This window comes from Actinomadura macrotermitis, assembly GCF_009604375.1.
Lineage (GTDB): Bacteria > Actinomycetota > Actinomycetes > Streptosporangiales > Streptosporangiaceae > Spirillospora > Spirillospora macrotermitis.
In genome coordinates this window covers 1,601,021-1,615,356 of sequence record NZ_WEGH01000002.1, presented here as the reverse complement: position 1 = coordinate 1,615,356, position 14,336 = coordinate 1,601,021, and the positions used below count along the sequence as shown (strand labels likewise).

The 14,336-nt window shown below is 71.6% G+C and carries 15 protein-coding genes; 7 read left to right on the top strand and 8 right to left on the bottom strand.

Annotated elements, in window-relative coordinates:
- Positions 1-121 precede the first annotated feature (121 nt).
- Both ACRB68_RS19575 and ACRB68_RS19570 read right to left on the bottom strand, forming a co-directional pair.
- Entirely contained in the window at positions 122-1,180 is a 1,059-nt protein-coding gene (locus tag ACRB68_RS19575) for a hypothetical protein (protein ID WP_153534152.1), read from the bottom strand.
- A 560-nt stretch (positions 1,181-1,740) separates the two neighbouring features.
- Positions 1,741-2,217 carry a MarR family winged helix-turn-helix transcriptional regulator gene (locus ACRB68_RS19570; protein WP_153534150.1) on the bottom strand — a complete coding sequence of 159 codons (477 nt, stop codon included), beginning with the start codon at positions 2,215-2,217 and terminating at the stop codon, positions 1,741-1,743.
- Between the two features lie 101 nt (positions 2,218-2,318).
- On the opposite strand from ACRB68_RS19570, the gene ACRB68_RS19565 reads away from it, so the two are divergent.
- From ACRB68_RS19565 to ACRB68_RS19555, 3 genes are all read left to right on the top strand, one after another.
- Positions 2,319-3,149, top strand: coding sequence for an NAD(P)H-binding protein (locus ACRB68_RS19565; RefSeq protein ID WP_153534148.1), 831 nt, complete (start codon positions 2,319-2,321; stop codon positions 3,147-3,149).
- A 333-nt stretch (positions 3,150-3,482) separates the two neighbouring features.
- Complete coding sequence (locus ACRB68_RS19560; protein WP_153534146.1) at positions 3,483-3,899, top strand: MarR family winged helix-turn-helix transcriptional regulator; 417 nt, start codon at positions 3,483-3,485, stop codon at positions 3,897-3,899.
- Between the two features lie 15 nt (positions 3,900-3,914).
- Entirely contained in the window at positions 3,915-4,349 is a 435-nt protein-coding gene (locus tag ACRB68_RS19555) for an SRPBCC family protein (protein ID WP_153534144.1), read from the top strand.
- A 695-nt stretch (positions 4,350-5,044) separates the two neighbouring features.
- Here ACRB68_RS19555 and ACRB68_RS19550 read toward each other — a convergent pair.
- The gene (locus tag ACRB68_RS19550; RefSeq protein ID WP_153534142.1) at positions 5,045-5,584 is read right to left on the bottom strand and encodes a hypothetical protein; all 540 of its coding nucleotides are present in this window, start codon (positions 5,582-5,584) and stop codon (positions 5,045-5,047) included.
- A gap of 633 nt (positions 5,585-6,217) precedes the next feature.
- Here ACRB68_RS19550 and ACRB68_RS19545 point away from each other — a divergent pair.
- The gene (locus tag ACRB68_RS19545; protein ID WP_153534140.1) at positions 6,218-6,775 is read left to right on the top strand and encodes a hypothetical protein; all 558 of its coding nucleotides are present in this window, start codon (positions 6,218-6,220) and stop codon (positions 6,773-6,775) included.
- Positions 6,765-7,403, top strand: coding sequence for a hypothetical protein (locus ACRB68_RS19540; protein WP_153534138.1), 639 nt, complete (start codon positions 6,765-6,767; stop codon positions 7,401-7,403). The genes ACRB68_RS19545 and ACRB68_RS19540 overlap by 11 nt, the downstream gene beginning before the upstream one ends.
- A 9-nt stretch (positions 7,404-7,412) precedes the next feature.
- Here ACRB68_RS19540 and ACRB68_RS19535 read toward each other — a convergent pair whose 3' ends face one another.
- From ACRB68_RS19535 to ACRB68_RS19520, 4 genes are read right to left on the bottom strand one after another with little or no spacing between them, the layout of a single operon-like run.
- The gene (locus tag ACRB68_RS19535; protein ID WP_153534136.1) at positions 7,413-7,970 is read right to left on the bottom strand and encodes an SUKH-4 family immunity protein; all 558 of its coding nucleotides are present in this window, start codon (positions 7,968-7,970) and stop codon (positions 7,413-7,415) included.
- Between the two features lie 19 nt (positions 7,971-7,989).
- A complete protein-coding gene (locus ACRB68_RS19530) occupies positions 7,990-8,208 on the bottom strand; it encodes a hypothetical protein (RefSeq protein ID WP_153534134.1) in 219 nt (72 codons plus the stop codon).
- A gap of 51 nt (positions 8,209-8,259) precedes the next feature.
- Positions 8,260-9,255 (bottom strand): zinc-dependent alcohol dehydrogenase family protein, encoded by a 996-nt coding sequence (locus ACRB68_RS19525; protein WP_153534132.1) that lies wholly within the window; start codon positions 9,253-9,255, stop codon positions 8,260-8,262.
- A 2-nt stretch (positions 9,256-9,257) separates the two neighbouring features.
- Positions 9,258-9,650 (bottom strand): nuclear transport factor 2 family protein, encoded by a 393-nt coding sequence (locus ACRB68_RS19520; protein ID WP_153534130.1) that lies wholly within the window; start codon positions 9,648-9,650, stop codon positions 9,258-9,260.
- A gap of 86 nt (positions 9,651-9,736) precedes the next feature.
- On the opposite strand from ACRB68_RS19520, the gene ACRB68_RS19515 reads away from it, so the two are divergent.
- Positions 9,737-10,294, top strand: a complete 558-nt coding sequence (locus ACRB68_RS19515) for a TetR/AcrR family transcriptional regulator (RefSeq protein ID WP_153534128.1) — start codon at positions 9,737-9,739, stop codon at positions 10,292-10,294.
- Here ACRB68_RS19515 and ACRB68_RS19510 read toward each other — a convergent pair.
- Positions 10,291-10,773, bottom strand: coding sequence for an Lrp/AsnC family transcriptional regulator (locus ACRB68_RS19510; protein ID WP_153534126.1), 483 nt, complete (start codon positions 10,771-10,773; stop codon positions 10,291-10,293). The two genes, ACRB68_RS19515 and ACRB68_RS19510, sit on opposite strands and share 4 nt — an antisense overlap.
- Before the next feature lie 137 nt (positions 10,774-10,910).
- On the opposite strand from ACRB68_RS19510, the gene ACRB68_RS19505 reads away from it, so the two are divergent.
- Positions 10,911-14,312 carry an indolepyruvate ferredoxin oxidoreductase family protein gene (locus ACRB68_RS19505; protein ID WP_153534124.1) on the top strand — a complete coding sequence of 1,134 codons (3,402 nt, stop codon included), beginning with the start codon at positions 10,911-10,913 and terminating at the stop codon, positions 14,310-14,312.
- Positions 14,313-14,336: the final 24 nt, after the last annotated feature.

Below are 14,336 nucleotides of genomic sequence, written 5' to 3'. Positions count from 1 at the left end.
CAGGCCGACGAGGCGGGGACCCGCGGCCCGCTTCCGCCGGAGCCGCTTCAACGAGGAAAGGGGCAAAGCCACGACTTTCGCGGCCGCCCTGGACACCAGGGACCACGGCCTCGGGCAGCCGTCAGGCGCCGAAGAGGAGGGCGGGGGCGTCGGCGATCCGGCGCAGGGCGGGGAGCAGGCCGCCGGTCCCGGCGGCGAGCACGCGGCCGTGCTCGGCGTGCACCCAGGCGGACGGGGCCCCGCCGCCGGGCACGTCGAAGCCGAAGACGGGGTGAGGGAGGGCCGCCGAGATCTCGGCGACGGGCAGGCCGCCCAGCGGGCCGGGGCAGGAGACGACGGTGAACGGCGCGCCTCCCACCTGGCCGCTGCGGACCTGCACACCGGGAACGGCGAGGATGCCGCCCAGCGGACCAGCGTGGGAGAGGCCGGTGACCGGCGCGTCCTCCGCCTGACCGCTGCGGACACCGGTACCGGAGACGGCGTGGACTCCGCCCAGCGGACCAGCGTGGGAGAGGCCGGTGACCGGCGCATCCTTCGCCCGGCCACTGTGGGCACCAGTGCCGGAGACGGCGTGGCTTCCACCCAGCGGCCCATCGTGGGAGAGGGCGATGTCCGGCTCGTCCTCCGCTTGGCCTCTGCGGCCCGGCGCGTCGGGGATGGCGACGTATCCGAGGATGACCAGGCGGGAGACGGGAGTGGCCACCTCCGATTCGAAGGGCGCGGGCGGGCCGATCCGCCACTCGCCCTCCTCGGCGACCTCGCCGGTCAGCCAGTAGTGGGAATCGCCGAGAAGGGCCTGGGCCTGCTCCATATGCCTTTCCCAGCCGTCCAGGTAGCCGATCCAGCCCCCGGGGTCGGGGATGCGGGTCATGCCGAGGGGCGACTGCTCGACCAGGTCGAGCGTGCGGCCGGAGAAGAAGAGAGCGGCGGCCTGCCGGTCGAGGTAGCTCCAGGAGTCCATGGCGAGGACGAAGCCATCCCATTCGCCGGAAAGGGCGCGGGCCGCGGCCGGGTCCCACATCGCGTCCAGGGCCTCTACGCGCTCCTCCACGATGAGCAGGGACGGCCTGCGACGGAGCTGCCACCGCAGGGTGACGGGCCCGTCCTCGCAGGCGGGCCGCCCCACGCTCGCCAGCGCCCGCTCCAGCCTGGCCGCGACATCGCCGTCGGCACCCGGCACGCAGTAACGAATCATGTGCGCCATGGCCGTCAGCCCCGGGACACGGTCTTCAGGTTCATGCCACGACCTCGCTCTCAAGGGATCCACGCATTGTCGCCGGACGGGCCGGCCCCGATCCAACCGAGGCACAATGCCGCCGCCGGCTCCCGGCTCCCGGCTCCCGGCTCCCGGCTCCCGGCTCCCGGCTCCCGGCTCCCGGCTCCCGGCTCCCGGCTCCCGGCTCCCGGCTCCCGGCTCCCGGCAAAGGATCATGGCCACCATGACCGTCAGCACCGAACGCGATGGTCGGGTTCATGCCACAGCCTCGCTCCCGGGGCGGCGCCTCAGGGGAACTGCGCTCTGTTACGCGGCGCTCAAGCATGCACCGCGCCACACCGAAACACGATGGTCAGGTTCATGCCACAGCCTCGCTCCCGAGGCGGCGCCTCAGGGGAACTGCGCCCTGTTGCGCGGCGCCCGAGCGTGCACCGCGCCGCGTTGGTGTCGGTCAACCTGGGTTGGCTTCCTCTTCCGCCTTGTGAGGCGTGGCCCGGGCGCCGCGTAGGCCTGCCAGATCTGCCCTAGGGGTTTCGGGAGCGCAGGTTCTCCTGGGATTCGACGTATTTGAGCATGAGGCGGGCGAGGTCCAGGCGTTCCTGCTCCGGCCAGTCCGCGGTGACGTGCTCGTACGCCTCGCGCTGGTGGCGGCGGAAGCGGGCCATCAGCTCGGTGCCCTCGGGGGTGAGGTGCAGGACCGTGCGGCGGCCGTCCTGCTGGGAGGCGGCCCGGCGCAGGTAGCCGGCCTTGATGCAGTCCGACACCATGCGGCTGGCGACCGAGGGGTCGTTGCCGAAGTGCTCGGCGATGCCGCCGACGGTCATCTCGCGGCCGCCGTCCTGCTCGGCCTCGTGGACGACGTTGAGGACGAGGGTGCGGCTCAGGTCCTTCGTCGAGAGCGGGTTCTCGAGCTCCAGCAGGGCGGACCTGCGCAGCTTGCTGAAGGCCGGGCCGACAGTGTTCAGCAGGTGCTCGGCGCTCGCTTCGTCGTACTTCGCCATGCCGCCATCGTACAACCCATGAGCACTCACAAGCATGTGTTGACAGGAAAACGTGTGCATGCAAGCATGCATATGCATCGCGACATGAACGGAGCTGCACCATGACCTTCCTCATCACCGGCGCCCGCGGCAAAGTGGCCCGCGCCGTCACCGACCGCCTGCACGCCGCCGGGCACGCCGTCCGCACCGGCAGCAAGGACCCCGCCGCCCTGACCGGCCCCGACGCCACCGCGCTCGACCTCGCCGACCCCGCGACCTTCGCGGCCGCCCTGGACGGCGTCCGCCGGGTCTTCCTCTACCCCGAGCCCAGCGGCATCGAGGACTTCCTCAAGGCCGCCGACGCCGCCGGCGTCGAGCACATCGTGCTGCTCTCCTCCGCGTCGGTGCTGGCGCCGGGCGCCGAGACCGACCCGCTGGCGAGCCACAGCCTCCAGGTCGAGCGCGCCCTCGCCCGCTCCGGCATCGCCCACACGTTCCTGCGCGCGGGCTCCTTCGCCAGCAACGCTCTCGGCTGGGCCCACTTCGTCTCCAACGGCCTGCCGGTCCAGCTCGCCTACCCCGACGCGCACCTGGCGGTGGTCCACACCGACGACATCGCCGACATCGCCGCCGCGGTCCTCACCGGCGATCTGTCCGTCGACCGTCCCCTCACCCTGACCGGCCCGCGGTCGCTCACCTTCCGCGAGCAGCTCGCCGTCCTCGGCGACGTCCTCGGCCGCGACATCACGGTCGAGCAGATCACCCGAGCCGAGGCCGAACGCCAGATGGGCCGATTCATGCCCGCCGCCATGGCCGGCTCCCTGCTCGACTTCTGGGCCGCCGCGTCCGCCGGTCCCGAGCCCATCGCCGACACCACCGAGTCCCTGCTCGGCACGCCCGCCCGCACCTTCGAGCGGTGGGTCCGCGAGAACGCCGCCGCCTTCACCCGCTGACCACTGCCGCAAAGCCACACCCGGCCCTGCGGCCGAAAGACCACACCGACCATGACTCCGGCCGTCCCCTTCACCCCCTGGTCGAAAGACTGCGTCCAGCGGCTTCCTTAGGTCTCGGCCGCCGCCGCATTCCTCCACCCGCACATATCCGATGGCATGAGAGGGCGCTGACCGTGCTGTGCCAAGCGCGCCCTCCGATCGGGGTGGAGAGCTTGGCCGCGAGTTTCCGGCATCCCCGGCCCCGGGAGGCCGGCGTCCTTCTCCTGCCTGCTTCTCACGCCATCACCACCCTCTATCGGCGCAGCGCGCCCCATCGATCTGGAGATGACTCCGATGAAACCCATCGGTTACTGGCTCAACCGCACCGACAAGGCCATCACCCGCCACATGGACGACATGCTGGGCGAGTTCGGACTCACCCGGATCGCCTGGCAGGTCCTCAACGCCGTCCGCGACGCGTCCCCGGTCACCGACGCCGACGTCCTCGGCCTGCTGCGGGCCAACGCGGACGCCACCACGCTGGCCGCCGCCATCGCCTCCCTGATCGCCGGCGGCCGGCTGGCCCGTCCCGATGAAGGGCTGCTGGCCCTCACCGACGAGGGCCGTGCCCTGCTCGCCGAGGCCGGCGAGTGGGTCGACGCCTTCCGCGACCTGTCCATGAAGGGCATCTCCATGGAGGAGTACCGCACCGCGGTCGGCGTCCTGGAGCGCATGACGGCCAACCTGGAGGGCGGCCCCGCCAGGGCATAGGGAAGGATGGGCGGCATGGGTCAGGTCACCGCAACCACGCAAGCCACGGTCGAGGCGTCGCCGGAAAAGGTCATCGCGGCGCTCGCCGACTACACCGGCACCCGGCCGCGGATGCTCACCGAGCACTTCAGCGAGTACGAGGTGCGCGAGGGCGGCCAGGGTGCGGGGACCGTCGTGCACTGGAAGCTCGCCGCGACCTCCAAGCGCGTCCGCGACTGCCTGCTGACGGTCACCGCGCCGGGTCCGGACACGCTGGTGGAGAGCGACGCCAACTCCAGCATGGTCACCACCTGGACCGTCGCACCGGCCGGCAGCGGCTCCCAGGTCACGGTGCGGACCACCTGGAACGGCGCGAGCGGCGTCGGCGGTTTCTTCGAGCGCACCTTCGCGCCGCGCGGCCTCGCCCGCATCTACGACGAGCAGCTCACCAAGCTCCGCACGATCGTCTGAGACGACTGCCTGGGCCGGGCGTCCGAGACGCTCCGGCACCGTGGCACGGCGAGCCGGGGTGGGCGCCACCCCGCATGCGCGCTACCAGCACGGCGGGCTCATGTACGTCGCCGGCTTGACGCCGCCTGGGCCGGGCACGTGAGACGCACTACGGGACAGGACGGCCCTGCATGCGCGCTACGCCACGGCGGGCTCATGTACGTCACCGGCTTGGCTGCTCTCGGGCCGAGCGTCTGAGACGCACCGTGCACCGCGAATCAGGGCGGGCGCCACCCCGCATGCGCACTACGCCACAGCGGGCTCGCGTACTCACCGGCTTGATTGCGGCCTAAGCCGGGCACGTTAGACACACTGCGGCACCGCGAGCCGGGGCGGGCGCGACCTCACATGCGCGCTACCAGCACGGCGGGCTCATGTACGTCGCCGGCTTGACGCTGCCTGGGCCGGGCGTCCGAGACGCTCCGGCACCGTGGCACGGCGAGCCGGGACGGGCGCCACCCCGCATGCGCACTACCAGCACGGCGGGCTCATGTACGTCGCCGGCTTGGCCGCGATTCTGATGTTCGCGGCGTGGGATCGGGGATCCGCGTGGCGAGCATTTTCGTGTCGTGTGGCGGTTCCTGCCTGCGTTCGTGATGAGTGTCAGCGGGCGGTCGGCAGTCTGGTGGAGCGAAAGTGCCGGAGCTCGGCCGCTGTCAGTAGGAGTAGCCGGCGAACTGTCCCGGTATGCATGTGCTGTCGATCGCGGCCTCTGGGCAGGTGGCCCGCCAGGTCTCCTGCAGCCGATCGAGCTCCGCGGAGTCGAGTCCGGCCCATCGGCTGGTGAACCGTCGGCCCGCGATCTGGAGCCGCAGTGTCGCGCTTCCCGCGCCCGCGAGCTTCTGCCGGTCGTTGGCGTCGTCGTAGCTGTGGCCGCGGTGGGTGATGTGCGCTCTGGTCACCATGCGGAGGTCGTGATCGGTGGTCCGTCCGCTGACGTGCTGCATGCGGAGGCCGCCGTTCGCGACGGTCACCCGGACGAAGCGCCGTCGGTCCCGCAGCCAGTGGACGGTGACCCAGATCGCGTAGACGGCCGCCCCACAGAACGCGGCGACGCAGATGAAACGCTCGCCGCCCAGCCAGAGCAGGCCGCCGAACCCGGCGAGGACGGCCGCCGCCGTGACATGGCGCAGCCATCGCAGACCCCAGCCGCTCCGGTTGTTGGACTCCCAGAGCAGATCATCCTCAAGGCGCACAGGACCCATCATCGGGTCCGCCATACGGCGGCGAGAAGCCGTGCCATCGGGCCGATTCCGGCCGCATCCGGAGATCCGTCCTTCCCGTCACGATCGCTGACCGCCAGGCTTGGAGGTGCCGAAGCCTTTCGTCGATACCGGCTGGTGGAAGGCGGTGAACGCTGTCACCGGCCTTCTCGGCGCATGGGGCTGCTGAAACGGCAGGGACGAGACAATGAGGCCGCCGAGACACAGTGCCATGGGGTGTCGGACGCCGCGATGCGGTCGAGCCGTTCGGGCGTTCGAAGTGTCCCACCGGAGACCGGCGTTGCCGCCACAACCGTGGATGCTGCCACCGCACCGGGCGGGCGGCCTGCTCCTCGAACGGGTGGGCTGTGGACGGGCCGAACAGGAGATCGCCCGTCGTCGTGCATTTGGTCTACCGCCGCTGGACGTATTGACGAAGCGATCGTCGTGCTGCGGTCCGCCCCCCGAGTGGGGCGTCCGCACTCCTTGCCAGGATGGAGGGAACTGCTGAGCTGGGCGGATGAGGCACTGGCTTCATGTCGCGTCTAAAAGAAATGCGTCGGCCCGGGGTCTGCGCGATCCTGGGGCGGTCGGCAGGCACCGGTGCAGAGCAGGAGTGGGGATCCGATGGGCTCCGGGCGGAACCTTGAGTTCTTCGTCGAGCTGCGCGTCGATGACGCCTGGATGTGTGCTGACGATGTCGTCGTGCCGCGCTACCCGATCCTCTACTGCCTGAACTGCGACGGTCGTCTCATCGAATGCGATTGGTGCAACGGCACCCCCCGCCATATCCACTGGGAGCCGCCGAGGGGGAGCGGAAAGTATCATCTGCCGTGGTCAGGTCCTCACTTCTGCTCCGACGGAGAGAATTACGCCCTCCCGGAGGAGCGGGTGCGTCATGTCCCGTGGCTGGCCGATCCCGATCCGGAAGTGTTCGAGGTGTTGGCCGCTGTGGCGCCGCCTCGCGGGTTGCCCGCCGATCTGAGTCAGGAGGTGTGGCAGGCCGTGCCGCGCCATGGTTCTGTGCGCGCCTCCCATCTGACGGTGCGGACGCTGCTCGGGCATCCGTGGGCCGAGTCGGTGCACCGGGACCTCGTTCACGTCATGTTGCGGATGGCCCGGCTCGCCGGCGACGAACTGGAGTCGGTCCGTTGCGTCTTCTGGGTGGACGATCATGGGTCTTGACCTCACTCTGATCGTCGAAAAGCGCACGCCGGAGGGCTGGCAGGAGATCAAGGGTCTCTCTCCTTACTGCCGGGCCTGGACCATGTTCCGCTTCCTCAACCCACTCGCGGAAGTCGATCCTGAAGCCCCTCCGGGTTTCGACGGAATCGCTTACTGCATGCCGCCCGATGCCAGCCTCTCGCTGCGCCACGATGTGTGGCGCTATCTCTGCACGCACTCCGACCCGCCGGCCTGGGAGGACTTCTGCTCGGCCCCCGTCTGGCCGTCCTGTTCCTGCCTGGACGACGTCTGCAATCACGTGTACCTGCGTGATCTGCTGGCCTACGACTGGGCGCAGGCGGTGCGCTGGTCCACCTGGGTGGAAGACCGCGACCAGGACCGTTTCCCCGACGGCGGGCGGGCCGCCCATTTGCAGCGGCAGTTCGACAGCACCGGCATCGTGCCGATCACTGGATACGACTACCTCCACAAAGAGGGCTTCATCGGAGACGGGCCGTTTGAGCATGTGGAATTCGATCTTCCCTTGTGGGACGCGGTGTCCCCGGAGTTCCTGACCATGCTCTTGGAGATGACGCGGCTGGCGGACGGCGATCTCGACTCGGTCCGTCTGATCTACTACTTCTCCTGATCAGGTCGTTCAGCCGATCGTGCCGCACTCGATGTCGTCGAGCAGGTTGGGCCAGACCCGCATGACCTCCCCTTCGGGGACCGCGAAGGGTGCCGGGTCGTGTGCCCGCCACTCTCGCTCGATCGTCCGGGCCGCCTCGGCGAAGGCCTCGCCGTCCTCGACGAGTTCCGCGCTGAACTGCTCGTGGCGACGCTCCAGAGTGGTCAGGAAGAACACCAGGCTCTCGATGTCGGTGTTCATCAGGTAGGGCTCTTCGTGGCCTTCGGGAACGGCGTGGACGGTGCCGGTCTCGCCGTCGAGCGCGATGGTGACGAACACCGCGCCGAAGGCGTCGCCGATGTACCAGGCATCGGCCAGTGCGGGCGGGACCGGTTCCGTCAGCGGGGTGAGCTCGTCCGGAAAGCCCTCGGCGAACTGGACGAACTCCGCCCGGCCGGTCACCGGCACCCCGACCTCGGCCAGGAATCGCCGGGTGAAGGGGTGCGTGATGCCCGCCGGGGTGCCGCGGACCACGTTGTCCTCGCCGAAGACGTCGATGAGTTGCCGCCGGGTCAGTCGCTCTCGCATGCGTTGTCTTCTATCGCGTTCAGGAGGCGGGACCGGCCTTCTCGGTGGGCCCGCTCTCCGGGTCGTCCTTTTCGGCCTCCGGTTCCTCGGCGTTCTCTTCGCGCAGCCCTTCCGGCAGGTCGGTGTACTCGTCGACCGGGGTGTCGCGGGGCACGATGTGCGGCCTGCCGCTGTCTTCCTCCTCCTTCGAGGTGCCCGCGCGCTTGGCGACCGCGTCCGACTCTCCGCCGATGCTCATGAGGTTCCCTTTCGTCAGGCGTGCTCCCTGGTTATGTCCGCTGACCGGGTTTCACACATGTGTGATGACGACCTTGCCGAACGCCGCGCCCGAGGCGTAGTGCCGGTAGGCGGCGGGGGCGTCGTCGAAGGCGAACACCTGGTCGATGACCGGGCGGAGCCGGTTCACCTCGATGACGCGGTTCATCTCGGCGAACTGCGCGCGGCTGCCGACCGCGACGGCGCGCAGGGTGGCGCCGGAGGCGAACAGCACCCGGGGGTCGATCGGCGGGGCGGTCTCGGAGACGAAGCCCACGCACGCGACGTGGCCGGCCATCCGCACCGCCTTCAGCGACTGCTCCAGCAGGCCGGCGACGTCGACGACGTGGTCGGCGCCGAGGCCGCCGGTCAGCTCCCGGACGCGGGCGGGCCAGTCGGGGTCGGCGCGGTAGTCGACGACCTCGTCGGCGCCGAGTTCGCGCAGCCGCGCCGCCTTCGCCGGGCTGCTCGTCGTCGCGATCACGCGGGCGCCGAGCGCCTTGGCGAACGTCAGGGCGAACAGCGACACCCCGCCCGATCCCTGGGTGACGAGGGTCTGCCCGGGCCGCAGGCCGGTGAGGGCGTTCCAGGCGGTGACGGCGGCGCAGGGCAGCGTCGCGGCCTCCTCGTAGGACAGGTGATCGGGGATGGGCACGAGCGCGGACGCGTCGAGCAGCGCCAGTTCCGTGAGCATGCCGTCCAGTGAGCCGCCGAGCTGCGCCAGGTGCTCGGGCCCGAACGGGCCGTCCTGCCAGCTGGGGAACAGGGTGGCCGTCACCCGGTCGCCGACCTGGACGCCGCGCGTGTTCGGGCCGACCGCGACGACCTCGCCCGCCCCGTCGGACACGGGCACGACGCCGGGTTTCACCGGCAGCACGTAGCTGCCGCGCAGCACCATCAGCTCGCGGAAGCTGAGCGAGGTGGCCCGCACGGCCACCACGACCTGCCCGTCCCCGGGGACCGGGTCGGGGTGTTCTTCGATCGTCAGGCCGTCGATGCCGGCGCCGCTGTCGACGTGGTAGCTGCGCATGTTCAGGCTCCCGTCTCGGTGGCCAGGGGGACCTCGCCGGCCGTCTTGCTGTAGCCGAGGGCCTCGACGATGAGGCCGTTGCGGACGTGCATGAGGTTCACGCCCTCCACCCAGTCGGAGGGGCCGGTGCCGAAGTGGAAGTGCCAGCGGATCGTCGCCCGGTCGCCGGCGACGACGACCTCCTGCGGCTCGAACCGGCTGGTGCGGTCCTCGATGAGCGTGCTCCACCAGGCCAGGCAGGCCGCGCCGCCTTCGACGCGCTCGCCGGTGGGGGCCGGCTGGACCGACTCCATCACGCAGTCCTCGGCGATCAGGCCGGCGAGGGCGGTGGTGTCGCGGGCGGTGAAGGCGTGGTTGAAGCGGTCGATGACCTCGGTGGTGGTGCGGAGCGCCATGCTCGGATCCTTTAGATAGATCGGTCGGTCTACTCAGACCATATAGAACGGTTGATCTACTCGTCAACGGGTGGCAGGCTGGCACCATGAGCACCCGCACCGCGCCCGGCCCCCGCGAACGCCTGCTGGACGCCGCCCAGGAGCTGACGTACGCGCAGGGCATGAACGTCGGCGTCGACGCGCTGCTGAAGGCCGCCGGCGTGGCCCGGCGCTCGCTGTACGAGCACTTCGGCGGCAAGGACGGGCTGATCGTGGAGGTGCTGCGGCGCAGTACCGCCGAGGACGTGGAGCTCTACCGGCAGACCATGCGGAAAGCGGGCGACGACCCGCGCGCCCGCCTGCTCGCCGTCTTCGACGGGATCGCCGAGGTCACCACCAGGCCGGACTTCCGGGGCTGCCGTTATCTGGCCGCCGACCTCGCCCTTCCCGATCCCGACCATCCCGGGCACGAGGTCACCCGCGCCTACCGCGAGCGCGTGCGGGGGCTGCTGGAACACGAACTGCGCGAACTCGGGCATCCGCGGCCCGTCCACGCCGCAGCCCAGCTCTCCCTGCTCATCGACGGGGCGCTGGCGGCCGGCGCCACCGGCTCCGGCGCGTCCGCCCGCGAACTGGCCGAGCTGGTCCTCGCCGCCGCGCCCTAGTGCGCGCCGCGGCGGCGCTCCTCGTCCTCCAGCAGCGGGCCGACGCGGAACGGCACCTGGTGGGTCAGCACGATCGAGGTGGTGCTGCGCCGCACCCCCGGGCACGCCAGGATCGCGTCGATCACCTCGTGCAGCTGCCCGCCGTTCGGCGCGGCGGCGCGGACCAGCAGGTCGCCCTGCCCGGTGATGCCGAGGACCTCCAGCACGCGCGGGATCGCCGCCAGCGACGCCGCGGCCTCGCGCAGCCGCCCCTGCGCGACCTCCAGGGTGACGAACGCGGTCAGCTCGAAGCCGAGCGCGCCGATGTCGACCTCGCGGCCGCGGTGGCCGATCACCCCGTCGCGCTCCAGCCGCTCGACGCGGGCGTGCGCGGTGTTGCGGGCGATGCCGAGCCGGGCGGCGAGCTCGGTGACGCCGATGCGGGGCTGCTCGACGAGCCGCCGCAGGATCTTGATGTCGAGCATGTCGACGCGCACCATAACGCTCAACCTCCGGGCACCGAACAGGGCGATCCCTGAGCAATCCGCTCAATTTCCAGTACATCATCTTGCAGGGTGCGCAGCCCGCGAGGGTCAATGACCTGGATCACAGTGTCCCGCCCCGCGCGAGGTGTCCCATGACCGCATCACCGTCCGCCCGCCTTCGCGACCGCCTGGAACTGGAGTCCGGCCGGATCGCCCTCGGGGGCGTGCAGGCCCTGGTCAGGCTGCTGCTCGACCAGAAGCGGGCGGACGTCCTGCGCGGCTGGTCCACCGCCGGTTTCGTCTCCGGGTACCGGGGCTCGCCGCTCGGCGGCCTGGACCAGCAGCTGCAGCGGTCCGGGAAGCTGCTGGAGGCGCACGACATCCGGTTCGTGCCGGGGGTGAACGAGGAGCTGGCGGCGACGGCGGTGTGCGGGTCGCAGCTCGCCCAGCACCTGCCGGACCCGCGCTTCGAGGGCGTGTTCGGCCTCTGGTACGGCAAGGCGCCCGGCGTGGACCGTTCCCTGGACGCCTTCAAGCACGCCAACTGGCTCGGCACGAGCGAGCGCGGCGGGGTGCTGGTGGTGGCGGGCGACGACCCGTCGTGCAAGTCCTCCACGCTGCCGTCGGCGACCGAGGGCGCGCTCGCCGACGCGTTCATGCCGGTGCTGGTGCCCGCGTCGGTCGGCGACGTGCTGCGGCTCGGCCGGCTCGGCCTGGAGATGTCGCGGTTCAGCGGCGCCTGGACCGGCTTCAAGATCGTCACGGATGTGGCCGACGGCTTCGAGGTGGTGGACGCGGCGCCGGTGGACGCGCCCGTCCTGCCGGAGTTCGCCTGGCGCGGCCGCCGCTGGAAGGTGACCCGCAAGCCCGGCATCGACATCAAGACCACCACCGCGCTGGAGAGCGAGGTGCTGGAGGGCCGCCTCGCGGCCGCGGCGGCGTTCGCGGCGGCCAACGGCATCGACCGGATCGAGGGCGCGGCCGGCGACGCGCGGATCGGCCTGGTCGCGGCCGGCCGCACCTACCTGGAGCTGCGCGAGGCGCTGGACCGGCTCGGCCTGGACGAGGCGGGCCTCGCCCGCGCCGGGGTGCGGCTGCTGCGCCTCGGCATGATCCACCCGCTGGACGCCGCGAAGGTCACCGAGTTCGCGGCCGGCCTGCGCGAGATCATCGTGGTGGAGGAGAAGCGCGCGTTCGTCGAGACGCAGATCCGGCACGTCCTGTACGACCTGGCCGACCGGCCCGCCGTGCTCGGCAAGCCGCTCATCCCGCTGGACGGCGGCCTGGACGCCGACCGCCTCACCCGCGCGCTGGCCAAGCCGCTGGCCGAGCGGCTCGGCGAGGAGCGGGTGGACCTGCGGCACCCGGTGCTGCGCCCGCGCAAGCCGCAGATCAACCTGCTGTCGGCGTCGCGGACGCCCTACTTCTGCTCCGGCTGCCCGCACAACCGCTCCACCACCGTCCCGGACGGGTCGATCGCCGCGAGCGGCATCGGCTGCCACATCATGAGCGCGTTCATGGACCGCAGCATCGGCACCCTGCAGATGGGCGGCGAGGGCGCGGCGTGGGTCGGCGCGCAGCCGTTCAGCGGCACCCCGCACATGTTCCAGAACCTCGGCGACGGCACGTTCTTCCACTCCGGCAGCCTCGCCATCCGGCAGGCCGTCGCGGCGGGCACCGACATCACCTACAAGCTGCTGTACAACGACGCGGTCGCGATGACCGGCGGGCAGGACGCCGACGGCGGCACCGACCCGGTCTCGATCACCCGGATGCTGCACGCCGAGGGCGTCGCCAAGATCGTGGTGGTGGCGGACGACCCGGGCAAGTACCCGCGCGGCGCCGCGTGGGCGCCCGGCGTGGCCGTCCGGCACCGCGACGACCTGGAGGACGTGCAGCGCGAGCTGCGCGAGATCAAGGGCGTCACCGTGCTGCTGTACGACCAGGCGTGCGCGGCCGAGACGCGCCGCAAGCGCAAGCGCGGGCAGGCGCCCGACCCGGTCACCCGGGTGCTGATCAACGAGTCGGTGTGCGAGGGCTGCGGCGACTGCGGCGTGAAGTCCAACTGCCTCAGCGTGGAGCCGGTGGAGACCGAGTTCGGCCGCAAGACCCAGATCAACCAGACGTCCTGCAACAAGGACTACTCGTGCCTGGACGGCGACTGCCCGTCGTTCCTCACCGTCGTCCCGGGCAAGAAGAAGGCGCGCGCGACGCTGGAGCCGATCGGCGAGCTGCCCGAGCCGGCGCGTGTCCCCGACGCCGCCGACGTGCTGCTGGTCGGCATCGGCGGCACCGGCGTGGTGACCGTCAGCCAGGTGCTGGCGATGGCCGCGATGATCGACGGCCGGCACGCCCGCGCGCTGGACCAGACCGGCCTCAGCCAGAAGGCGGGCGCGGTCGTGTCGCACCTGCGGATCGCGCCGGACGCCGCGGACCGGCCCGCGATGATCGGCACCGGCGGCGCGGACGCCTACCTGGTGTTCGACGCCCTGGCCGGCGCCTCCGACGTCAACCTGGCGCGCTGCGACGCGGCCCGCACCGGCGCGGTGGTGTCCACCGGCGAGGTGCCGACCGGCCAGATGATCACCGACACGGCGGCGAAGCTGCCGCCGGCCGCGAGCCTGGTCCGCCGGATCGCCGGGCGCGCCCGCGGCGACGCGCTGGTCGCGCTGGACGCCCTCGCGCTCGCCGAGCAGTGGTTCGGCGACGCCACCCCGGCCAACTTCGTCGTGGTCGGCGCCGCCTACCAGGCGGGGCTGCTGCCGCTGTCGGCCAAGGCCGTCGAGGAGGCCCTCGCGGTCAACGGCGTGCAGGTCGAGCGGAACGTGCAGGCGTTCCGCGCCGGGCGGCGGCTGGTGCTGGAGCCGTCGTGGGGGAAGGCGGCGGAGAAGCCGAAGCCGGCCGAGGCCACGCTCGCCGACGTGCTCGCGGTCCGCGTCCCCGAGCTGACCGCCTACCAGGACGTGGCGCTCGCCAAGCGCTACCTGGACACGGTGCGGCGCGTCGAGCGCGCCGAGAAGGCCGCCGGGGTCACCGGGCAGCCGCTCGCGCTCGCGGTCGCCCGCAACCTGTTCAAGCTGATGGCCTACAAGGACGAGTACGAGGTCGCGCGGCTGCACCTGGACCCGGCGCTGCGGGAGAAGGTCGAGGAGCAGTTCGGCGAGGGCGCGACGGTGAAGTACATGCTGCACCCGCCGGTGCTGCGCGCGCTCGGCATGGACAAGAAGATCGCGCTCGGCCGGTCGGCGCGGCCCGCCTTCCACGTGCTGCGCGCGATGCGGCGGCTGCGCGGCACCCCGCTGGACCCGTTCGGCGGCGCCGAGCAGCGGCGGGTGGAGCGGCGCCTGGTCACCGAGTACCTGGCCGTGGTGGACGAGCTGGTCGCGGACCTGGACCGGGGCCGGCACGACCTGGCGGTGGAGATCGCCGCGCTGCCGGACATGGTCCGCGGCTACGAGGACGTCAAGACCGCGAACGTCGCCCGCTACCACGAGCGGCTGCGCGCGCTGATGGCGTCCTGGCGGACGGCCCGGACGGCGCAGCCCGTCGCCTGACCTCGGACCGCCGCGGCCCCCGGA